Below are 22,819 nucleotides of genomic sequence, written 5' to 3'. Positions count from 1 at the left end.
CTGCGACTCGGCACGCTAGGGCGGTCGCGGGGAGGAGACAAGTACCCGCCCTGCCGCTCCCGCCCCGGGTGCCCCAGCGGTGGCGGGGCGCCGCTCGCGACGCGTTCTGTCACACGCCCGTCGTACCGTCGACGGCGTGCGCACGACCACCGATCTCCGGCCCACCCAGGGGCGCTTCCGCGTCGTCAGCGAGTTCGACCCCTCGGGCGACCAGCCGGCGGCGATCAAGGCGCTCGCCGAGCGGGTGAACGCGGGGGAGAAGGACGTCGTCCTGCTCGGTGCCACCGGTACCGGGAAGTCGGCGACGACGGCCTGGCTGATCGAGCAGGTGCAGCGCCCGACGCTGGTCATGGCGCCGAACAAGACCCTCGCCGCGCAGCTGGCCAACGAGTTCAAGGAGCTCATGCCCGACGCCGCGGTCGAGTACTTCGTGTCGTACTACGACTACTACCAGCCCGAGGCCTACGTCCCGCAGACCGACACCTACATCGAGAAGGACTCCTCGATCAACGAGGAGGTCGAGCGGCTGCGGCACTCCGCCACCAACAGCCTGCTCACCCGGCGGGACGTCGTGGTGGTCTCCACCGTCTCCTGCATCTACGGCCTGGGCACGCCCGAGGAGTACGTCGACCGCGCGCTGAAGATCTCCGTGGGGGAGGAGCGCGACCGCGACGAGCTGCTGCGCATTCTGGTCACCGAGCAGTACACCCGCAACGACCTCTCCTTCACCCGGGGCACGTTCCGCGTGCGCGGCGACACGATCGAGATCTTCCCGGTCTACGAGGAGCTGGCCGTCCGGATCGAGATGTTCGGCGACGAGGTCGAGCGGCTGTACTACCTGCACCCGCTCACCGGCGAGGTCGTCCGCGAGGTCGAGGAGCTGTTCGTCTTCCCCGCCAGCCACTACGTCGCGGGCCCCGACCGCATGGAGCGGGCCATCGCCTCGATCGAAGCCGAGCTCGAGGTGCGGCTCGCCGAGCTGGACAGGCAGGGCAAGCTCCTGGAGGCGCAGCGGCTGCGCATGCGCACCACCTACGACATCGAGATGATGCGCCAGGTCGGCTTCTGCTCCGGCATCGAGAACTACTCGCGGCACATCGACGGGCGCAGCCCCGGCTCGGCCGGCGCCTGCCTCATCGACTACTTCCCCGACGACTTCCTGCTGGTCATCGACGAGTCCCACGTGACCGTGCCGCAGATCGGCGGCATGTACGAGGGTGACATGAGCCGCAAGCGGACGCTCGTCGAGCACGGCTTCCGGCTCCCGTCGGCGATGGACAACCGCCCGCTGAAGTGGGAGGAGTTCACCGACCGGATCGGCCAGACGGTCTACCTCTCGGCCACGCCGGGGCCCTACGAGCTCGGTCGCACCCAGGGCGAGTTCGTCGAGCAGGTCATCCGGCCGACCGGCCTGATCGACCCGGAGGTCGTGGTCAAGCCGACCAAGGGCCAGATCGACGACCTGGTCCACGAGATACGGCTGCGCACGGAGAAGGACGAGCGCGTCCTCGTCACCACCCTGACGAAGAAGATGGCCGAGGACCTCACCGACTACCTGCTCGAGCTGGGCATCAAGGTCCGGTACCTGCACTCGGAGGTCGACACCCTCCGGCGGGTGGAGCTGCTCCGCGAGCTGCGGCAGGGCGAGTACGACGTGCTGGTCGGCATCAACCTGCTCCGCGAGGGCCTCGACCTGCCCGAGGTGTCGCTGGTCGCCATCCTCGACGCCGACAAGGAGGGGTTCCTCCGCTCGGGCACCTCGCTGATCCAGACGATCGGCCGCGCGGCCCGGAACGTCTCCGGTCAGGTGCACATGTACGCCGACAAGATCACCCCGTCGATGGCGCAGGCCATCGACGAGACCAGCCGTCGGCGGGAGAAGCAGATCGCCTACAACACCGAGCGCGGCATCGACCCGCAGCCGCTCCGGAAGAAGATCGTCGACATCCTCGACGGCATCTACCGCGACGCGGAGGACACCGAGGGCGCCACCGAGCTGCTGGGCGGCTCCGGCCGCCAGCAGTCGCGGGGCAAGTCGCCGGTGCCCGGCCTGTCGTCGAGGAAGGCGGCCGGCGGCAAGGCCAAGGCCGGCTCGATCGACGTGCAGGGCCTGCCGCGGGCGGAGCTGGCCGATCTCATCACGCAGATGAACGAGCAGATGCTGACCGCCGCCCGCGAGCTGCAGTTCGAGGTCGCCGCCCGGCTGCGGGACGAGCTGAACGAGCTGAAGAAGGAGCTGCGCCAGTTCGACGCGGCGCACGCCTGAGCCGGCGTCGCGTGGCCGACGGCGTCGCCGCGCGCCGACCGAGCCGGCGGGCCTACCATCAGCCGCAGAGGCGTTCGTGCGTCCAGCCGGTAGGGTTCGTGCGTGGAGGGGAGTATCCCCCGCGGCAGGGTCGTCATCACGGGGTCTTCCCATCCAGGGTCAGGGCCCCCGGCGCTGCCGGTCGCACGTGCAGGGCGCGTGCGGCGGGAGAGACCTCCGGTCACTGACGACTGCCAGTACTCCGGAGGTATCTGCCATGGACGTGCCCTTCTGGGTGTGGGCTGTCACGGTCGGCGCGATCGTGGGGATGCTCGTCTTCGACTTCTACGGGCACGTGCGCACCCCGCATGCTCCGACCTTGAAGGAGTCGGCCACCTGGTCGGCCATCTACGTGGGGGTGGCGGTCCTGTTCGGGCTGCTGGTCCTGTGGGCCTACGGCGGCACGTACGGCGGCGAGTACTTCGCCGGCTACATCACCGAGAAGAGCCTGTCGGTGGACAACCTGTTCGTCTTCGTCCTGATCATGGCCAGCTTCGCGGTACCCCGGGCGCTGCAGCAGAAGGTGCTGCTGTTCGGGATCGCCTTCGCGCTCGTGCTTCGGACGATCTTCATCTTCATCGGTGCTGCCGCGATCGAGAACTTCAGCTGGGTCTTCTACATCTTCGGCGGGTTCCTGATCTACACGGCGTGGGCCCAGGCGCGCAGCGGTGGCCACGAGGAGGAGGAGGAGTTCAAGGAGAACTTCCTCCTCCGGCTCACCCGCAAGGCGGTGCCGACGACGGACGACTTCCACGGCGACCGCATGCTGACCAAGATCCAGGGCAAGCGCTACATCACGCCGCTGGCGATCGCACTGGTGGCCATCGGCAGCGCCGACATCCTCTTCGCCGTCGACTCGATCCCGGCGATCTTCGGGTTGACCCAGGAGACGTACCTCGTCTTCACCGCGAACGCCTTCGCGCTGCTGGGGCTGCGCCAGCTGTTCTTCCTCATCGACGGACTGTTGGACCGCCTGGTCTACCTGGCCTACGGTCTGGCCGTCATCCTCGGCTTCATCGGCATCAAGCTGCTCATCCATGCGCTGCACACCAACGAGCTGCCCTTCATCAACGGCGGGGAGCACGTGACGGTGGTGCCGGAGATCCCGACCTGGCTCTCCCTGTCGGTCATCCTGGTCACCCTGCTCGTGACCACCCTCGCCAGCCTGGCCAAGAACAAGCGGGATCGGCTGGAGGGTTACGCCAGCCCGACGGGCGCCGGGGACCCGGGCGCCGACCGGACCGGGCGCAACGTGGCCGCCCCCGGGAGCCATGACGGGCTTGACACCCCCGGGCGCGGGGACGGGCCCCCGGACCCGAGGTCCGCCCCGGTGACGTCCCGCGACGAGCATTCGAAGGAGTGAGCCGAGGCCGGAGCCGCCCGGGGTGGGCTGGTCCCCCTCGGGCGGCGTCGGCCGCCTGACCCGGAGTGCCGGCCCGGGATGCACGTCACCCAGGAACCTCTCGATCCCGGTGATCATCGTCTTGCGTGCCCTCCCACGGTTCGCCGCGGAGGCCGAGCCGTTCGTCGTCGGCAGCGAGGACCTGAGCGGGAGCTGCTCCGGTCGTTGAGCCGACCGGGTCCGCCGCCGCGTCCGCACGGGGGCGGCGCCGGCACTCCACTCGGCTAGCGTCGCCGACATGCGGCCGACGGACCTCGCGCTCCTGCGCACCCCTGGGACGCCGACGGTCTCCCCGGACGGGCGGATGGCCGTGGTGGCCGTCGGCTGGCCGGACCTGGCGACCGACGAGTACCGCAGCCAGCTGTGGGCGGTGCCGACCGACGGCTCCGCGCCCGCCCGGCCCCTCACCTCCGGCCACCGGGACACCGACCCGGTGTTCTCCCCGGACGGGCGGTGGCTGGCCTACCTGGGCGCGGAGGCCGGGAGCCGGCCGCAGCTCCACGTGCTGCCGTCCGCCGGCGGCGCCCCGCGCCGGCTGACCGACCACCTGCTGGGCGCAGGGCCGCCGGTGTGGGCACCGGACTCCCGGCGCCTGGCGTACGCCGCGCGCGTGCCCGAGCACGGGCGCTACGGCACGGTGCCCGGCGTCCACGCGGGCGCCGAGGCGCCCCGGCTGATCACTTCGCCGGTGTTCCGGCTCGACGGCGTGGGTTTCGTGCGCGACCGGCCCAGCCAGGTGTTCGTCGTCGCCCTGCCGGCCGACTTCGTCGACGACGCTGCTCCGCGACCCCGGCCGGTCCAGGTCACCAGCGGCGACGCCGACTGCACCGACGTCACCTGGCGCCCCGACGCGGGGGAGCTCGCGTTCGTCTCGGTCCGCCACGAGCGCGCCGGCCGGGATCTGGTCCGCGACGTGCACGCCGTCCGGCCCGACGGCACGGGCCTGCGCCACCTCACCGACTCCCGCGCCGACTGCGCGCAGCCCGTCTACACCCCGGACGGCACGTCCCTGCTGGTCACCGCCGTCCCCGACCTCGGCCCGGACCGGGCGGACCCCGTCGCCCGGCCGGCGGTGCCCTGCCGGTTGCCCGCCGTGGGTGGGCCCCTGGAGCCGCTGCTCGACCCCGAGGTGCACCGGCGGGGGGACTCGACCGCGGCCACGGTGCTGGCCGACGGTGCCGTGCTGGTGGGCGTCGAGCGGCGGGGGACGGTCGAGCTGCTCCGGGTGCCGCTGGACGGCGGTGCACCCGAGACGCTGGTCGACGGACCCTTCGTGGTGCGGGGCGTCGCGGCCGCCGCGGGGGTCGTCGTCGCCACCGTGGCGCACGACCGGTCGGCGGGAGAGCTGCTCGCGATCACCGGCGCCGGACGCCGGCTGCTCACCGGTTTCGGCCGCGACCTGGGCGCCACCGGCCGACTGCACCGGGCGCAGGAGCGCACCGCCTCCGCACCGGACGGCCACCCGGTGCACGGCTGGGTGACCACGCCGCCGGGGCCGGGCCCGCACCCGGTGCTCCTGACGGTCCACGACGGCCCGTTCCGCCAGTACGACCGCGGACTGTGCGACGAGACCCAGGTGCACGTGTCCGCCGGCTACGCGGTGGTCCGGTGCAATCCCCGGGGATCCTCCGGCTACGGCGCCGAGCACGAGCGTGTGATCCGCGGCGCGTGGGGCGGGCCGGATGCCGACGACGTCCTGGCCTTCCTCGACGCGGCGCTGATCGACCCGGCGCTCGACCCGGACCGGGTCGGCGTCCTGGGTGGCGGCTACGGCGGGTACCTGACCACCCTGCTCGTCGCGCGCACCGACCGGTTCGCCGCCGCCGCGGTGGAGGGCGCGCTCACCGATCCGGCCAGCTTCGTCGGGACCTCCGACGTCGGCTGGCACCTGGCCGACCAGTACCTCGGCGCCGACCCCGAGCGGCCGGCCGCGCAGAGCGCGCTCGAGCACGCGGACGTCATCAGCACGCCGACCCTGGTCGTCCACGCGGAGGAGGACCGGCGGGTGCCCCTGGAACAGGGCCAGCGGCTCTACGTGGAACTCGCGCGACGCGGGGTGCCGGCCGAGCTGCTGCTGTTCCCGGGGGAGGGCCACGACCTGCCGCGCACCGGGCGGCCGAGGCACCGGCTGGCGCGCTTCGAGCACCTCCTGCGGTGGTGGGCGCGCTGGCTCTCACCCACCGCGGAGGCGTTACCCGCCGACGAGCGCGGCACCGTCGAGGAGGCGGCCGGTGGCGGTCGGCTCGCGCGCGACCACGTGCACGGTCACGGAGTCACGGGCTGACCGCTGACGGTGGCGCGGCACCACGACAGCCGGCCGGTGGGACGCAGGAGGTGTCCCGGTGACCGGAAGCGCCTAGCGTGCGCAGGATGGCGCTCATCTACCCGGTACGGATCGACAGCCCGGAGCCCGACGACGACGCGGCTCCGGACTTCGCCGAGCTCGCCGCGGACCTCTCGGACCAGTGGCTCGTCGAGGTGGACCTCGGCGAGGACGGCGACGACGCGTGCTTCGGCCCGCTGACGCCCCGGGCGGCCTGGGACCTGGCGCTCGGCGTCGACGAACGGCAGCCGGACTGGACCATCTCGGTGCTGCCCCTGCACGTCCCCGGCACCGCGGACGAGTTGGTCGGGCTCTTCACCGAGGACTGACCCCGGAGGTCACCAGCCGCGCTCGCGCCACTCCGCGAGATGCGGGCGCTCGGCGCCGATCGTCGTGTCGCTCCCGTGGCCGGGGTAGACCCACGCGTCGTCGGGCAGGACGGCGAACAGCCGCTCCTCGACGTCGTCGATCAGGCTCGTGAAGCGGCCCGGGTCCTTCTGGGTGTTCCCCACACCCCCGGGGAAGAGGCTGTCGCCGGTGAACACGTGGACGCCCGCGTCGCCGGGGCCGTGCCACACCAGCGCGATGCTCCCGGGCGTGTGCCCGCGCAGGTGCACGACCTCCAGCACCTGGTCACCGACCGTCACGGTGTCGCCGTGCTCCACGGGACGCTGCACGGGGACCGGCAGGTCCGCGGCGTCGGCCGGGTGGGCGACGGTCACCGCGCCGCTCTCCCGGACGACGTCGGGCAGGGCCCGGTGGTGATCCCAGTGGCCGTGGGTCGTGACGACGGTGCGCAGGTTCGCGTCCCCGATCAGCGCCCGCAGCGTCTCCGGCTCCGCCGCGGCGTCGACCAGCAGCGCCTCGCCGGTGTCCGTGGCGCGGAGCAGGTAGGCGTTGTTCGCCATCTCGCTCACCGCCACCTTGCTGATCGTCAGCCCGGGCAGCTCGCGCACGTCGGCGGGGCCCCCCACCGTGACGTTCCCGGTGTAGGTCGGGGTGCTCATCGGGACTCCGTTCGGAAAGTGTCGGTGACCGCCGTTACGGTCCAGCTATGGACGCTAGCGGAGGTGTCGGCACCGCTCAGGGCGGCGCCGGGGACGGGGGGCGGGCCGGGGCGCCGGTCGTCGGCCTGACGGCCACGGAGATCGCCACCCGGGTCCGGGCGGGGGAGCTGACGGCGGTCGAGGTGGTGCGCGCCCACCTCGACCACATCGAGGCGGTCGACGCGCGCGTCGGAGCCTTCCGCGTGGTCCGCCGCGAGGCCGCGCTCGCCGAGGCCGCGGCGGTCGACGCCAGCCTGACCCGCTTCGCGCTGCCGCTGGCCGGGGTCCCCGTGGCGATCAAGGACAACGTCCCCGTGGCGGGGGAGACGTGCACGGACGGCTCGCCGGCCCGCCGGTCCGGGCCCGAACGGAAGGACCACGAGGTGGTCACCCGGCTGCGCAAGGCGGGGGCGGTCGTCGTCGGGATCACCCGCGCTCCCGAGCTCTGCCTGTACGCCGCCACCGACGGGCCCGGCACCGTCACCCGCAACCCCTGGGACACCGCGCTCTCACCCGCCGGCAGCTCCGGTGGGAGTGCGGCAGCGGTGGCGTCCGGGTCGGTGCCGGTGGCGCACGGCAACGACGGCATGGGCTCGCTCCGGCTGCCCGCCGCCGCTTGTGGCCTCGTGGCGCTCAAGCCCGGGATCGGCGTCGTCCCCGGGGGGATCGGTGCCGACGACTGGTCGGGCATGGCCGTGAACGGGGCCCTGGCCACGACCGTGGCCGACCTCGCGGTCGTGCACGCCGTCCTGGCCGGGCAGCAGCCCGCGGCGCCGCCCGCCCCGGGCCGGCCGCTGCGCATCGCGGTCAGCACCCGGTCGCCCCTACCGGGCCTCGGGGCCGACGCCGCCACACGGGCCGCGGTCGACGCGGTCGTCGCCCGGCTGCGCGAGGCGGGGCACACCGTCGTCCCCCGCAACCCGCCGATCACGCCCGCCGCGGCGGCCGGCGCGCTCGTCCGCTGGATGGCCGGGGCCGAGGACGACGCAGAGTTCCTCGGGATCGGCCGCGCCGACCTGCAGCCCCGCAGCCGCACCCATGCGCGGCTGGGCCGGCTGGTCCGGCGGCTGGGGCTCGTGCGGCCGCGCACCCAGGAGCGGTTCCGCGAGCGCATGATCCGGTGGTTCGACGACGTCGACCTGCTGCTGACGCCGGTCACCACCGGCCCGCCGCTGGCGGCGCGGCCCTGGCACGAGCGGTCGTTCCTGGCCAACATCACGGCCAACGCCCGGTGGGCGCCGTGGACGGCGGCCTGGAACCTGGCCGGCATCCCCGCCGCGGTCCTCCCGGCCGCCGCGCGGCCGGGCGGGCCCCCGGTCCCCGTCCAGTTCGTCGGCCCGCCCGGTGCCGAGGAGCGTCTACTCTGGGTCGCCGGAGAGATGGAGGTCCGGCAGCCCTGGCGCCGGTACGCGCCGGTCTTCGACCCCACGACGGCAGCCGCCGCCCCGCCCGGCTGAGCGCCCCGGCATGCCGGTCCCGGAGACCAGGCGCAGGTCACACCGCCTGGTGGACGACCGCGAGTAGCGCCGGTGTTGCACCGGGTGAACCGGGGCCGGGACCGACGGCCGCCGCGCACGCTCCACCGCCCCATCCACCAGGTGGCATCCACCAGCGACCGACAGGGATCACATGGACCGGCTCGTCGTCCGCGGCGCCCGAGAGCACAACCTGAAGGACGTCCACATCGACCTTCCCCGTGACGCGCTCATCGTCTTCACGGGGTTGTCGGGATCGGGCAAGTCGAGCCTCGCCTTCGACACGATCTTCGCCGAGGGGCAGCGCCGCTACGTCGAGTCGCTGTCGGCCTACGCCCGTCAGTTCCTCGGGCAGATGGACAAGCCCGACGTCGACTTCATCGAGGGGCTCTCGCCCGCGGTGTCGATCGACCAGAAGTCGACCAACCGCAACCCTCGGTCGACGGTCGGGACCATCACCGAGGTCTACGACTACCTGCGGCTGCTGTACGCCCGCGCCGGCCAGCCGCACTGCCCCAACTGCGGCAAGCCGATCTCGCGGCAGACCCCGCAGCAGATCGTCGACCAGGTGCTCGCCATGGTCGAGGGCACCCGCTTCCAGGTGCTCGCCCCCGTCGTCCGGGCGCGCAAGGGCGAGTACGTCGACCTGTTCAGCTCGCTGCAGACCCAGGGCTTCTCCCGGGTCCGCGTCGACGGCACGGTGCACCCGCTGACCGAGCCGCCCACGCTCAAGAAGCAGGAGAAGCACAGCATCGAGGTGATCGTCGACCGCCTCACGGTGAAGGAGAGCGCCAAGCGCCGGCTCACCGACTCGGTGGAGACCGCGCTCGGCCTCGCCGGCGGCCTGGTCGTCCTCGACTTCGTCGACCTGCCCGAGGACGACCCGGAGCGGGAGCGCACCTTCTCCGAGCACCTCGCCTGCGTCGACGACGGGTTGTCGTTCGAGGCGTTGGAGCCGCGCTCGTTCTCCTTCAACTCGCCCTTCGGCGCCTGCGGCGAGTGCACCGGCATCGGCACCCGCAAGGAGGTCGACCCGGAGCTCGTCGTCCCCGACCCGGGGAAGAGCCTCAACCAGGGCGCCATCGCGCCGTGGGCCAGCTCGATGAGCAACGAGTACTTCACCCGGCTGCTCACCGGCCTGTCCCAGCAGATCGGCTTCTCCATGGACGACCCGTGGGAGCGGCTGCCGGCCAAGGTGCAGAAGGCGATCCTGCACGGCTCGCCGGACCAGGTGCACGTCCGCTACAAGAACCGCTACGGCCGCGAGCGCAGCTACTACGCCGCGTTCGAGGGCGTGCTGCCGTTCCTGGAGCGGCGCCACGACGACACCGACAGCGAGTACATGCGGGACAAGTACGAGGGCTACATGCGCGACGTGCCCTGTCCGGTCTGCCACGGCACCCGGCTGAAGCCCGAGATCCTCGCGGTCAAGCTCAGCGGCCGGTCGATCGCGGAGGTCACCAACCTCTCCATCGGCGAGGCGTCCCAGTGGCTGGGGGCGCTGGAGCTCGGCGAGCGGGAGAAGGCGATCGCCGACCGGGTGCTCCGCGAGATCCAGGCGCGGCTGTCCTTCCTCGTCGACGTCGGCCTCGACTACCTGTCGCTCGACCGCCCGGCGGCCACCCTGGCCGGCGGCGAGGCCCAGCGGATCCGGCTGGCCACCCAGATCGGCTCCGGCCTCGTCGGGGTCCTCTACGTGCTCGACGAGCCCTCGATCGGTCTCCACCAGCGGGACAACACCCGGCTGATCGAGACCCTCCTGCGGCTGCGCGACATGGGCAACACGCTCATCGTCGTCGAGCACGACGAGGACACGATCAAGGTGGCCGACTGGGTCGTCGACATCGGTCCCGGTGCCGGCGAGCACGGCGGCGAGGTCGTCGTCAGCGGCACGGTCGCCGACCTGCTGGCGAGCGAGCGGTCGCTGACCGGGCAGTACCTGTCCGGCCGGAGGTCGATCACCGTGCCCGAGGTCCGGCGGCAGCCCGATCCGGCGCGGCAGCTCGTGGTCAAGGGCGCCCGCGAGAACAACCTCAAGGGCGTCGACGTGACCTTTCCGCTCGGTTGCCTGGTGGGCGTCACCGGCGTCTCCGGGTCCGGCAAGTCCAGCCTGGTCAACGACATCCTGTACACCGTCCTGGCCAACGAGCTGAACCGGGCGCGCATGGTGCCCGGCCGGCACCGGACGATCACCGGGCTGGAGCACCTGGACAAGGTCGTGCACGTCGACCAGTCGCCGATCGGCCGTACGCCGCGCTCGAACCCGGCCACGTACACCGGTGTCTGGGACCACGTCCGCAAGCTCTTCGCCCAGACCTCGGAGGCCAAGGTCCGCGGCTACCTGCCGGGCCGGTTCTCCTTCAACGTGAAGGGCGGTCGCTGCGAGGCGTGCTCCGGCGACGGCACGCTCAAGATCGAGATGAACTTCCTCCCCGACGTCTACGTCCCTTGCGAGGTCTGCAAGGGCGCCCGGTTCAACCGGGAGACCCTCGAGGTGCACTACAAGGGCAAGACGGTGGCCGAGGTCCTCGACATGCCGATCGAGGAGGCGGCGGACTTCTTCGCCGCCATCCCGGCGATCGCCCGGTACCTGCGCACGCTCACCGACGTCGGGCTCGGGTACGTCCGCCTGGGCCAGCCGGCGACGACGCTGTCCGGCGGTGAGGCCCAGCGGGTGAAGCTCGCCAGCGAGCTGCAGAAGCGGTCCAACGGGCGCAGCATCTACGTGCTCGACGAGCCGACCACCGGCCTGCACTTCGAGGACATCCGGAAGCTGCTGCTCGTGCTGCAGGGACTGGTCGACAAGGGGAACTCGGTGATCGTCATCGAGCACAACCTCGACGTCATCAAGAGCGCCGACTGGCTCATCGACATGGGTCCCGAAGGCGGGTTCCGCGGTGGCACGGTCGTCGCCGAGGGCTCGCCGGAGTTCGTCGCCTCGGTGCCGGAGAGCCACACCGGGCGCTACCTGGTGCCGCTGCTCCACCCCGACGCGATCGCCACGGCCGGCGCCGGCCCGGTGAAGAAGCGGGCGCGCAAGAAGGCCAGCTGACCGACCGGCGTCGGACGACGGCCCGCGCCCCCTCCGGGGAGCGCGGGCCGTCGACATGAGGTGACCGGCACAGGCACCGGCCCAGCCCCGGGGAGGACACGGGGCGATCACGCCCGTCGTCTTGTGAGATAAGTCGCATCCGGCGTACAGTCCGTGTGACCGACATCACCGGGATTCCCCCTGTGTTGCTGCAAGGAGGTCACGATGAGTGCACTCACACCTGACTGCGACCCGGACATGGCCCACTGCGGCCAACCGTGGCAGGGGAAAGGCAGGCCGGGTTCGGGCGTCCTCTCGGCCACCGTGCTGGTCTTGTTGCTCGGGGTCTCGCTGCTCGTCGTGACCAAGGACCTCGTGTCCGACGCGTTCGACTTCGTCGCGGTCCCGGTCGGCGTGCTGGCGGCCGTCGCACTCACCCGCCGGGGCGTCCGACTGGCCGCCCGGGGCGCCTCTGCCGTCGCGGCGCGCATGCCGGCCGTCACGGTGCGGCGGTCGCAGCCCGCGGCCTGACCGCGTCGCCAGCAGTTCCCGGAGCGGCGCCCTGCGGCGCCGCTCCGGCGGCATGCGCCCGGGGCGAGGTGCGGGACGGGACGCGTGGGACGGACGGGTCCGGTTTCCCGCGGCGTGTCGGTCCTCCGACCTAATGTGGGGACATGGCCGATCCGTCCACGTACCGCCCGGCGGTCGGCTCCATCCCCGAGAGCCCCGGCGTCTACAAGTTCCGTGACCCGAACGGTCGGGTCATCTACGTCGGCAAGGCCAAGAGCCTCCGCCAGCGCCTGAACAGCTATTTCGCCGACGTGGCCGGACTGCACCCCCGTACCCGCCAGATGGTGACGACGGCGTCGAGCGTCGAGTGGACCGTCGTGGGCACCGAGGTCGAGGCCCTCCAGCTCGAGTACAACTGGATCAAGGAGTTCGACCCGCGCTTCAACGTCCGGTACCGCGACGACAAGAGCTACCCGTCGCTGGCCGTGACGCTGAACGAGGAGTTCCCCCGGCTGCAGGTCATGCGCGGGCCCAAGAAGAAGGGCGTGCGCTACTTCGGCCCCTACGCCCACGCCTGGGCGATCCGGGAGACCCTCGACACGCTCACCCGCGTCTTCCCGGCGCGCACCTGCTCGAACGGCGTCTTCAAGCGCGCCGGGCAGATCGGCCGCCCCTGCCTGCTCGGCTACATCGGCAAGTGCGCCGCCCCGTGCGTCGGCCGGGTCAGCGCCGAGGAGCACCGGGGGATCGTCGACGACTTCTGCGACTTCATGGCCGGCCGCACCGACTCGATGATCAGGCGCCTCGAGCGGGAGATGGCCGAGGCCGCCGAGGCGATGGAGTACGAGAAGGCGGCCCGGCTCCGCGACGACATCGGGGCGCTCAAGCGGGCGATGGAGAAGCAGGCCGTCGTCCTCGGTGACGGCACCGACGCCGACGTCGTCGCCTTTGCCCAGGACGACCTGGAGGCCGCCGTCCAGGTCTTCCACGTCCGTGGCGGGCGGGTGCGCGGCCAGCGCGGCTGGATCATCGACAAGGTCGAGGAGGTCACCACCGGCGAGCTGGTGGAGCAGTTCCTCCTGCAGGTCTACGGCGGCGTCGACGAGCAGACCGGGGTGGGAGAGGCCGGCGAGGCCGTTCCCCGCGAGGTGCTCGTCCCCGAGCTCCCCGACGACGCCGACGTGTACGTCGAGCTGCTGGAGGAGCTGCGCGGCGGCCGGGTGTCGCTGCGGGTGCCGCAGCGCGGCGACAAGCGCAGCCTCATGGAGACCGTCGAGCGGAACGCCAAGGAGGCGTTCGCCCGGCACCGGGTGAAGCGGTCCAGCGACCTCACCGCCCGCTCGCTGGCGCTCGCAGAGCTCCAGGAGGCGCTGGAGCTGCCCGACGCGCCGCTGCGGATCGAGTGCATGGACATCAGCCACGTGCAGGGCACCAACGTGGTGGCGTCCATGGTGGTCTTCGAGGACGGTCTGGCGAAGAAGTCCGACTATCGCCGGTTCTCCGTCACGGAGGGAACCGACGACACCGCCGCGATGGCCGAGGTGGTCCGCCGGCGGTTCGCCCGTCATCTCAAGGACGAGGCCGACCGCAAGGACGAGCAGGGCATCGCCGCGGAGGAGGGGCGGCCGCGCAGGTTCGCCTACCCGCCGAACCTGCTGGTCGTCGACGGCGGCGCCCCGCAGGTGGCCGCGGCCGCCCGGTCGCTCGACGAGCTCGGCATCGTCGACGTCGCCGTGTGCGGGCTGGCCAAGCGCATGGAAGAGGTGTGGCTGCCGGGGGAGAGCGATCCGGTGATCCTGCCGCGCACCTCGGAGGCGCTGTACCTGCTGCAGCGGGTGCGCGACGAGGCGCACCGCTTCGCCATCACCTACCACCGGCAGAAGCGGTCCACCGGCATGCTGGTGTCTCTCCTGGACGACGTCCCCGGGCTCGGGGAGGCACGACGGAAGGCGCTGATGAAGGAGTTCGGGTCGCTCAAGCGGCTTCGCGCGGCGACAGTGGAGGAGCTGATGGCGGTGCCGGGCATCGGACGGCGGACGGCGGAGGCGGTGCAGATGGCGGTCGCCGAGCCGGCGCGGGCACCGCAGGAGCCGGAGGCGACGGAGACCTCGCTGGCGCCGCAGGGCCCCGCCGACCAGGGCACCGCGCGTGCGGGATCCGGGGACACCGCCGAGGTGGGCCGGGTGGCCTCGTGACCGTCGGCACCGAGCTGGGGGCGGCGGCCGACGCCCGCGGGGACGCCGGCAAGACGACGGGCGCCGGCGCTCCCCCGGGGGCGGAACCGGCCGCCGCGGCCGGGCCGCAGAACGGCGTCTCACCGGCGCTCGACCCGGCGAGCACCGAGACGGCGCCGCTCGAGGTCGTCGTCGTCACAGGTCTCTCCGGGGCCGGCAAGAACAGCGCCGGCCGGGTGCTCGAAGACCTCGGCTGGTTCGTCGTCGACAACCTGCCCCCGGCCCTGCTGCTGCCGATGGTGGAGCTGGGCGCCCGCGGCGACCTCCGCCGGTTCGCCGCCGTCGTCGACGTCCGCAGCCGGGCCTTCTCCAGCGACCTCCAGGAGGCCATCCGCGTCCTGTCCGACGCCGGGCACCGGCCCCGGGTGCTGTACGTGCACGCCCGCGACGAGGTGCTCGTCCGGCGGTACGAGTCCAACCGGCGGGAACACCCCCTGCAGGGCAGCGGCACGCTCACCGACGGGATCACCGAGGAGCGCGCCCTGCTCACCGGCATCGCCGGCGAGGCCGATCTGTGGGTCGACACCAGCGACCTCAACGTCCACCAGCTGCGGGCCACGCTGGAGAACGCCTTCGCCCGCGACGGCGGCACGCCGCCGCTCACCGCGACGGTGATGAGCTTCGGCTTCAAGTACGGCCTGCCGCTGGACGCCGACCTGGTCGTCGACGCCCGGTTCCTGCCGAACCCGCACTGGGTCCCGGAGCTGCGGTCGCACACCGGCCGGGACGCCGACGTCCGCGACTACGTGCTCGGGCAGGACGACGCCGCCGACTTCCTCGACCGGTACACCGAGGTGCTCCGGCTCCTCCTGCCCGGTTACCGGCGCGAGGGCAAGCGCTACCTGACGCTCGCGGTCGGCTGCACCGGGGGCAAGCACCGCAGCGTCGCGATCGCCGAGGAGTTCGCCCGGCGGCTCGGCGCCGAGGGCATCGCCGCCGTCGCCCGGCACCGTGACCTGGGCCGCGAGTAGTGGGCGGCACCACGTCCTCGGGGCGGCCGCCCCGGGTCGTCGCCTTCGGTGGCGGCCACGGCCTGGCCGCGGCGCTGGCCGCCTGGCGCCGCATCACCCCGGAGCTGACCGCCGTGGTCACCGTCGCCGACGACGGCGGCTCGTCGGGCCGGATCCGCCGGGAGATGCCGGTCCTGCCCCCCGGAGACCTCCGGATGGCCCTCGCCGCGCTCGCCGGTGACACCGAGCGCGAGCGGACGCTGGCGTCGCTGTTCCAGCACCGCTTCGGCGGCAGCGGCGTCCTGGCCGGGCACCCGGTGGGCAACCTGCTGCTCACCGGCCTGGCCGAGATGCACGGTGGTGACACGGTGCGGGCCCTCGACGAGCTGGGTGCGCTCATCGGGGCGTGCGGGCGGGTGCTGCCCATGGCCGACGAGCCGCTCGATCTCGTCGCCCGCGTGGAGACCGCCGACCGGGACGACCCCGCCCCGGTGCGCACCATCCGGGGGCAGGTGGCGATCGCCGCCACGCCGGGACGGGTCCGGGAGATCCGCCTCGCGCCGGCCGATCCGGCGGTGCACCCAGCGGTGCTGGACGCGATCGCGGCGGCCGACGTGGTCTCGCTCGGCCCGGGTTCCTGGTACACCTCTGTGCTGCCGCACCTCCTCGTGCCCCGGCTGCGCGCCGCCCTGGCCGCCGCGCGGGCTCGGGTGGTGGTGGTGCTGAACCTGGAGCCGCAGCCCGGTGAGACGGACGGGTTCTCCCCAGAGGAGCATCTGGCTGTGCTGCGGGCGCACCTGGGCGGAGTGGCGTTGCACACGGTGATCGCGGACGTGGAATCAGTGGTTGACCGCCGTGGTCTGCTTGACGCAGTCCGCGGGACCGGCGCCGAGCTCCTCCTGGCGCCGGTGGCCGAGCCGGACGGCGCTCCGCGGCACGATCCCGCGCGGTTGTCGGCGGCGCTGGCCTCCGTGGTCGGGATGCGGTGAACGAGTGGGCGTGAGCGAGCGGGTAGCGGGTGTACGGCCGGCCGGCCGGCACGAGGGGACGGGGGGACGGCGTACATGGCGCTGACCCGAAGTGCGGGGGCGGCATACCCCGGGGGAACGTGGGGGTGGACGGCATGGCGATGACCGCCATGGTGAAGGACGAGCTCTCCCGGGTGGAGTGCACGAAGACCTCCGAGCGCAAGGCCGAGGTGACCGCGCTGCTGCGGTTCTCCGGTGGCCTGCACATCGTCGGTGGGCGGGTGGTCATCGAGGCCGAGCTCGACACCGGCTCGGTCGCCCGGCGGCTGCGCCGGGACATCAGCGAGGTCTACGGCTACACGAGCGGGGTGAGCGTGCTGGCCGGCGGCAACATCCGCCGTGGGGTGCGCTACCTCGTCCGCATCGCCAAGCACGGCGAGGGCCTGGCGCGGCAGACCGGCCTGGTCGACCAGCGCGGGCGCCCCGTCCGGGGACTGCCGCCGTCGGTGGTGTCCGGCAGCATCAACGACGCCGAGGCCGCCTGGCGGGGTGCCTTCCTCGCTCACGGCTCGCTCACCGAGCCGGGCCGGTCCTCGTCGCTGGAGGTCACCTGCCCCGGCCCGGAGGCGGCCATGGCGCTCGTCGGCGCCGCCCGCCGCCTGGGCATCGCCGCGAAGGCGCGCGAGGTCCGGGGCGCCGACCGGGTCGTCGTCCGGGACGGTGACGCCATCAGCGCGCTGCTCACCCGGATGGGGGCCCACGACGCGGTGATGGCCTGGGAGGAGCGGCGGATGCGCCGCGAGGTCCGGGCCACCGCCAACCGGCTCGCCAACTTCGACGACGCCAACCTGCGCCGCTCTGCCCGGGCCGCGGTGGCCGCGAGCGCCCGGGTCGAGCGCGCGCTGGAGATCCTCGGCGAGGACGCCCCGGAGCACCTGCTGGTGGCCGGCCGGCTGCGGCTGGAGTTCGGCCAGGCCTCGCTCGAGGAGCTGGGCCAGCGCGCCGACCCCCCGATGACCAAGGACGCCGTCGCCGGCCGCATACGGCGCTTGCTGGCCATGGCCGACAAGCGGGCCAAGGATCTGGGGATCCCCGACACGGAGTCCGTCGTCACCGACGACATGCTCACGCAGTAGCCGGAGGACCCTTCCGCCCGGACGCCGACGCCGGGCGAGGAGCGTCGTCGAGCAGGTGACCTGATCGACGGGGGCCAGCCGGGTCGGGCGGCGACCGATAGGGTCGGCCCGGAGCGGGACCGCGCGCCGCACGGTCCCGAACGCGACAGCGTCAACGGCGACAGTGGAGGTCTGCAGTGACGGTCCGGGTAGGCATCAACGGATTCGGCCGGATCGGCCGCAACTTCTGGCGTGCCGCCGCCGCCAGCGGTCAGGACATCGAGATCGTCGCGGTCAACGACCTGACCAGCAACGAGGCACTGGCCCACCTGCTGAAGTACGACAGCATCCTGGGCGTCCTCACGGAGGACGTCTCGGCCGACGGCGACGGCATCACCATCGGCGGGAAGACCATGAAGGTCCTCTCCGAGCGGGACCCGGCCAACCTGCCGTGGGGCGACCTCGGCGCCGACGTCGTCGTCGAGTCCACCGGTTTCTTCACCAAGGCCGCCGACGCCCGCAAGCACGTCGACGCCGGCGGGGCCAAGAAGGTCATCATCTCGGCGCCGGCGACCGACGACGACATCACGATCGTCATGGGCGTCAACGACGACCTGTACGACGGCTCGCAGACGATCATCAGCAACGCCTCGTGCACCACCAACTGCCTGGCGCCGCTGGCCAAGGTGCTCAACGACGCGTTCGGCATCGAGCGCGGCCTGATGACCACCATCCACGCGTACACCGCCGACCAGAACCTGCAGGACGGCCCGCACAAGGACCTGCGCCGCGCCCGCGCCGCCGCCCTCAACATGGTGCCCACCTCGACCGGCGCCGCGAAGGCCATCGGCCTGGTCCTCCCCGAGCTCAAGGGCAAGCTCGACGGCTACGCCATCCGCGTGCCCGTCCCCACCGGCTCGGCCACCGACCTCACCGTCCAGCTGGCCACGCAGGCCTCGGCCGAGGACATCGACGCCGCCTACCGGGAGGCCGCCGCCGGCCCGCTGGGCAAGTACCTCACCTACACCGACGCACCGATCGTCTCCTCGGACATCGTCACCGACCCGTCGTCGTGCATCTACGACGCCAAGCTGACCAAGGTCTTCGGGCCCATGGCCAAGGTGCTGGGCTGGTACGACAACGAGTGGGGCTACTCGAACCGGCTCGTCGACCTCACCACGCTGGTGGGCAAGTCACTCTGATGCGTTCGCTCGACGACCTCCTCGCCGAGGGCGTCTCGGGTCGGCGCGTGCTGTTGCGCGCCGACCTGAACGTCCCGCTGGACAAGACGACCGGCTCCATCACCGACGACGGCCGGATCCGCGCGAGCCTGCCGACCCTGCAGGCGCTGCGCGACGGCGGCGCCCGCGTGATCGTCGCGGCCCACCTCGGCCGGCCCAAGGGCACGCCCGATCCCGCGTTCTCCCTCGCGCCGGTCGCCGCGCGCCTGGGCGAGCTGCTCGGCACCACCGTTCCGCTGGCTACCGACGTCGCCGGCGACGACGCGCAGGCCAAGGCGGCCGCCCTCGGCGACGGGGACGTCCTGCTGCTGGAGAACGTCCGGTTCGAGGCCGCGGAGACGTCGAAGGACGACGCCGAGCGGGCCGCGCTGGCCGACCGGCTGGCCGCCCTCGCCGACGTGTACGTCGACGACGCCTTCGGCGCGGTCCACCGCGCGCACGCCTCGGTGTTCGACGTCGCCGAGCGTCTGCCCCACGCGGCCGGGCGGCTGGTCGCCCGCGAGCTCGAGGTGCTCACCCGGCTCACCACGGAGCCCGAGCGGCCCTACGTGGTCGTGCTGGGGGGCTCCAAGGTCAGCGACAAGCTCGCGGTCATCGAGGCGCTGCTGCCGAAGGTCGACCGGCTGCTCGTCGGCGGCGGCATGTGCTTCACCTTCCTGGCCGCCCAGGGCCACGGGGTGGGCAACTCGCTCCTGGAGGCCGACCAGGTCGACACCTGCCGGCGGCTGCTCGCCGAGGCCGGCGACCGGATCGTGCTGCCGGTCGACGTCGTCTGCGCCCCGGAGTTCAGCGCGGAGGCGGAGACCACGGTGGTCGACGCGGCGGGGATACCGGACGGGCAGATGGGCCTCGACGTGGGTCCGCGGACGGTGGAGATCTTCGGCTCGATGCTCGGGGACGCCCGCACCGTGTTCTGGAACGGCCCGATGGGCGTCTTCGAGCTCGCCCCCTTCCAGGCCGGTACCCGGGGCGTCGCGCAGGCGGTCGGCGCAGTGGACGGCCTGTCGGTCGTCGGCGGCGGTGACTCGGCGGCGGCGGTTCGCGTCCTGGGCCTGGACGAGGACGCCTACGGGCACATCAGCACCGGGGGCGGCGCGTCGCTGGAGTACCTCGAGGGCCGGGACCTCCCGGGCCTCGCGGTGCTGGCCGACTGAGCGGGGAGCGGACATGGCACGCACCCGTCCCACCCCCGCCCGCCAGGGGCGCCGGCCGCTCATCGCCGGCAACTGGAAGATGCACATGACCCACCTGGAGGCCATCGGGCTGGTCCAGAAGGTCGTGTTCTCCCTCAAGGAGAAGGAGCTCGACACCGCCGAGGTCGTCGTCCTCCCGCCGTTCACCGCGCTGCGCAGCGTGCAGACGCTCGTCACCGGCGACAAGCTCGCGATCGGCTACGGCGCCCAGGACCTCTCGGCCGCCGACTCCGGGGCCTACACCGGTGAGGTCAGCGGCGGGATGCTCAGCGCACTCGCGTGCCAGTACGTCACGGTGGGCCACTCCGAGCGGCGAGCCCGGCACGGCGAGGACGACGGCGTCGTCGCCGCAAAGGTGCAGGCGGCCCTGCGGCACGGCATCGTGCCGATCCTCTGCGTGGGAGAGGGGCTCGACGTCCGCAAGGCCGGCGCCCACGTCGCGCACTGCACCGCCCAACTCGACGCGGCCCTCGAGGGCCGCACCGCCGAGCAGGTCGCGGGTCTGGTGATCGCCTACGAGCCGGTGTGGGCGATCGGCACCGGCGAGGTCGCCACGCCTGAGGACGCGCAGCAGGTCTGTGGCGCACTGCGGGCGCGGCTCGCCGAGCGCTTCGGCGACGAGACGGCCTCGAGCGTCCGTATCCTCTACGGCGGGTCGGTGAAGGCCGCGAACACGGCCGGGATCCTGGCCGGGGCGGACATCGACGGTGCGCTCGTCGGCGGTGCCAGCCTGGACGCCGACGAGTTCGCGCAGATCTGTCGGATCGCCGCCGGCGGTAGCTGAACCCTGCTGCCCGCCGCCGGCCGGACACGGGTGGGGGCGGGCAGCAGCGTGGAGCAGCAGACGCGGGAGCGGCTGGCCGACCGGCTGCCGCCGTGGGCACGGGGCCGGCCCTGGCGGCGCATCGCCGCCGCGGCAGCCGTGATCGTCCTGGTCCTCGTACTCGCGGTCAGCTGCCTGGGCAGCGGCGGCGGGCGGGCCGACGTCCCGGTGCTGGCCGACGGCCCCGACGCCGGCGTCGAGGGCGTCCGCTCCCCGTCGGACGAGCGCGGTGGCACCCTGCGCGTCGTGGCGCCGACCGTCGACAGCCTGGACCCGCAGCGTTCGTACCTGCCCGGGGTCTGGAACCTGATGCGCCTCTACACCCGCACGCTCGTCACCTTCTCCAGCGAACCCGGCGCCACCGGTGAGCTGGTGCCCGACCTCGCGACCGACCTGGGCACCGTGTCGGAGGACGGCCTCAGCTGGACGTACACCCTGCGCGAGGGCGTCCGGTTCGAGAACGGCCGGCCGATCACCAGCGGCGACGTGAAGTACGGCATCGCCCGGTCGTTCGCCTCCGACGTGATCGTCGGCGGGCCGACCTACCTGGTGAACCTCCTCGACGACCCGGCCAACCCCTATCCGGGGCCGTACTCCACCGAGGAGGACGACCCGGTCCTCACCTCGATCGAGACGCCGGACGACCGCACGATCATCTTCCGGCTGCGCGCTCCGCAGCCGGACCTGCCCTACGTCCTCGCGCTGCCGTCCAGCAGCCCGGTACCGGCGGAGGCCGACACCCGTGGTGACTACGGCGCCGACCCGGTGTCCTCCGGGCCGTACGCGATCACCTCGGTCGACCCGGAGACCGGCATCGTGCTGGAGCCCAACCCGGAGTGGGACCCGGCGACCGACGACGTCCGGACGGCACTGCCCGACCGGGTCGAGGTGCGCACCGGGCTCTCCGGCCTGGCGCGCGACCAGGCGCTGCTGGCCGGCTCCGCGGACCTGGACATCTCCGGCACGGGGGTGCAGGCGGCGACGACCGCCCGGCTGTCCGGTGACGACGTCGCCCTGCTGGACCGGGTGGACGACGTGACGACCGGCGCCGTCCGCCTGCTCGCGCTGCCCACCGACGTGGCGCCCATGGACGACCCGGCCTGCCGGGCGGCCGTGGCCGCCGCCGTCGACCGGCGGGCGGTCCAGTCGGCGCTGGGCGGTGCTGTGGACGCGGTGCGCAGCTCGCAGCTGTGGCCGCGCGCGCTCGCGGGTGGCCCCGAGGTCACCGAGGCGGGGCCGGATCCGGGCGCTGCGCGGAGTGCCCTGGAGGAGTGCGGCCGGCCCGACGGCTTCTCGACCGTCCTGGCCGTGCCGGACGTGCGCAGCAGCGTCGACGTCGCCGACGAGATCGCCGGTCAGCTCGGTGCGGTCGGCATCGAGGTCGAGGTCCGACCGCTGGACCCGGCGACCTTCTACGCCACCGACGTCGGCAACCCGGACAACGTCGCCCGGAGCGGCTACGGGCTCGTGCTGGCCACCCGCACCGCCGACTTCCCGACGGCGGGCTCCTTCCTCGAGCCGCTGGTCGCCGGTCGCAGCATCGCCCGCGTGGGGAACCCGAACTACGCGCGGTTGGACGACCCGGAGATCAACGCACTGGTCGACCAGGCGCGGGCGGGGGACGCCGACTGGGCGCAGGTCGCCGAGGCGGCGCGGGCGAGCGGGGCCTACGTCCCGCTGGCGGAGACCCGCATCCAGCTGGTGTCCGGGCAGCGGCTCCGCAACGGCGTGGTCATGCGCCCGTACGACGGGTACGACGTCGCCACGGCCGGGGTCCGCTGACAGCTGCGGGAGCCTCGCGGCGAGGAGCGGAGCGGAGCACGGAAGCGGGCGGCGGAACGGGTCCGCTGACGGGGACTGCGGTCGGCGTCGGCTAGTCTCGGGGCGAGAGCTGGCGTCCGTCGCCGGTCGTCGAGCCTTCCGGAGAGGTCAATGGAGCTGGTCCTCAACGTGCTGCTGGTCCTCAGCAGCCTGCTCCTCATCGTGCTCATCCTGCTGCACCGCGGCAAGGGCGGCGGTCTGTCCTCGATGTTCGGCGGCTCGGTGTCCTCGTCGCTGTCCGGGTCGTCGGTGGTCGAGAAGAATCTCAACCGGCTGACCGTGCTGACCGCGATGATCTGGACGGTGTGCATCGTCGGCCTGGGCATCCTCATCAAGGCCAACTGAGCCACGCGCCTCCTGCCCGGCACTCGCAGGGTCGCGG

Annotated in this window: 17 protein-coding genes; 16 read left to right on the top strand and 1 reads right to left on the bottom strand. The window is 73.0% G+C overall.

The features are described 5' to 3' along the window. Positions 1–136: 136 nt before the first annotated feature. The 4 genes from uvrB to ABC795_RS10940 all read left to right on the top strand — a co-directional run bounded on the left by uvrB (position 137) and on the right by ABC795_RS10940 (position 6,359). Complete coding sequence (gene uvrB, locus ABC795_RS10955; protein ID WP_347057218.1) at positions 137–2,266, top strand: excinuclease ABC subunit UvrB; 2,130 nt, start codon at positions 137–139, stop codon at positions 2,264–2,266. A gap of 256 nt (positions 2,267–2,522) precedes the next feature. Next, the gene (locus tag ABC795_RS10950; protein ID WP_347057217.1) at positions 2,523–3,668 is read left to right on the top strand and encodes a TerC family protein; all 1,146 of its coding nucleotides are present in this window, start codon (positions 2,523–2,525) and stop codon (positions 3,666–3,668) included. 277 nt (positions 3,669–3,945) lie between these two features. After that, the gene (locus tag ABC795_RS10945) at positions 3,946–5,991 is read left to right on the top strand and encodes a prolyl oligopeptidase family serine peptidase (RefSeq protein WP_347057216.1); all 2,046 of its coding nucleotides are present in this window, start codon (positions 3,946–3,948) and stop codon (positions 5,989–5,991) included. An 86-nt stretch (positions 5,992–6,077) separates the two neighbouring features. Continuing rightward, on the top strand, positions 6,078–6,359 hold the full coding sequence (locus ABC795_RS10940) for a hypothetical protein (RefSeq protein ID WP_347057215.1): 282 nt from the start codon (positions 6,078–6,080) through the stop codon (positions 6,357–6,359). 9 nt (positions 6,360–6,368) lie between these two features. On the opposite strand, the gene ABC795_RS10935 is transcribed toward ABC795_RS10940, so the two are convergent. Beyond that, entirely contained in the window at positions 6,369–7,037 is a 669-nt protein-coding gene (locus ABC795_RS10935; protein ID WP_347057214.1) for an MBL fold metallo-hydrolase, read from the bottom strand. A gap of 47 nt (positions 7,038–7,084) precedes the next feature. Here ABC795_RS10935 and ABC795_RS10930 point away from each other — a divergent pair, with 47 nt between their 5' ends. The 12 genes from ABC795_RS10930 to secG all read left to right on the top strand — a co-directional run bounded on the left by ABC795_RS10930 (position 7,085) and on the right by secG (position 22,782). Further along, positions 7,085–8,533, top strand: a complete 1,449-nt coding sequence (locus ABC795_RS10930; protein WP_347057213.1) for an amidase — start codon at positions 7,085–7,087, stop codon at positions 8,531–8,533. A gap of 172 nt (positions 8,534–8,705) precedes the next feature. Next, positions 8,706–11,603, top strand: a complete 2,898-nt coding sequence (uvrA, locus tag ABC795_RS10925; protein ID WP_347057212.1) for an excinuclease ABC subunit UvrA — start codon at positions 8,706–8,708, stop codon at positions 11,601–11,603. 303 nt (positions 11,604–11,906) lie between these two features. Continuing rightward, the gene (locus tag ABC795_RS10920; protein ID WP_347057211.1) at positions 11,907–12,113 is read left to right on the top strand and encodes a hypothetical protein; all 207 of its coding nucleotides are present in this window, start codon (positions 11,907–11,909) and stop codon (positions 12,111–12,113) included. A gap of 143 nt (positions 12,114–12,256) precedes the next feature. Further along, positions 12,257–14,287 carry an excinuclease ABC subunit UvrC gene (uvrC, locus tag ABC795_RS10915; RefSeq protein WP_347057210.1) on the top strand — a complete coding sequence of 677 codons (2,031 nt, stop codon included), beginning with the start codon at positions 12,257–12,259 and terminating at the stop codon, positions 14,285–14,287. Then, positions 14,284–15,297: an RNase adapter RapZ gene (gene rapZ, locus ABC795_RS10910; RefSeq protein WP_347057209.1), complete on the top strand. Its 1,014-nt coding sequence runs from the start codon at positions 14,284–14,286 to the stop codon at positions 15,295–15,297. Before uvrC ends, rapZ begins: the two co-directional genes overlap by 4 nt. After that, positions 15,297–16,265 (top strand): uridine diphosphate-N-acetylglucosamine-binding protein YvcK, encoded by a 969-nt coding sequence (gene yvcK, locus ABC795_RS10905; RefSeq protein WP_347057208.1) that lies wholly within the window; start codon positions 15,297–15,299, stop codon positions 16,263–16,265. Before rapZ ends, yvcK begins: the two co-directional genes overlap by 1 nt. Before the next feature lie 134 nt (positions 16,266–16,399). Beyond that, positions 16,400–17,380, top strand: coding sequence for a DNA-binding protein WhiA (whiA, locus tag ABC795_RS10900; protein ID WP_347057207.1), 981 nt, complete (start codon positions 16,400–16,402; stop codon positions 17,378–17,380). A gap of 176 nt (positions 17,381–17,556) precedes the next feature. Then, positions 17,557–18,561 carry a type I glyceraldehyde-3-phosphate dehydrogenase gene (gene gap / locus ABC795_RS10895; protein ID WP_347057206.1) on the top strand — a complete coding sequence of 335 codons (1,005 nt, stop codon included), beginning with the start codon at positions 17,557–17,559 and terminating at the stop codon, positions 18,559–18,561. Continuing rightward, positions 18,561–19,754, top strand: coding sequence for a phosphoglycerate kinase (locus ABC795_RS10890; RefSeq protein ID WP_347057204.1), 1,194 nt, complete (start codon positions 18,561–18,563; stop codon positions 19,752–19,754). Before gap ends, ABC795_RS10890 begins: the two co-directional genes overlap by 1 nt. Before the next feature lie 13 nt (positions 19,755–19,767). Continuing rightward, positions 19,768–20,577 (top strand): triose-phosphate isomerase, encoded by an 810-nt coding sequence (tpiA, locus tag ABC795_RS10885; RefSeq protein ID WP_347057203.1) that lies wholly within the window; start codon positions 19,768–19,770, stop codon positions 20,575–20,577. 48 nt (positions 20,578–20,625) lie between these two features. Further along, entirely contained in the window at positions 20,626–22,398 is a 1,773-nt protein-coding gene (locus ABC795_RS10880; protein ID WP_347057202.1) for an ABC transporter substrate-binding protein, read from the top strand. 150 nt (positions 22,399–22,548) lie between these two features. After that, a complete protein-coding gene (secG, locus tag ABC795_RS10875) occupies positions 22,549–22,782 on the top strand; it encodes a preprotein translocase subunit SecG (protein ID WP_347057201.1) in 234 nt (77 codons plus the stop codon). Positions 22,783–22,819 lie beyond the last annotated feature (37 nt).

This window comes from Blastococcus sp. HT6-30, assembly GCF_039729015.1.
Taxonomy (GTDB): domain Bacteria; phylum Actinomycetota; class Actinomycetes; order Mycobacteriales; family Geodermatophilaceae; genus Blastococcus.
The sequence above is the reverse complement of the archived record's forward strand: the minus strand, read 5'-3'. Positions and strand labels throughout refer to the sequence as shown.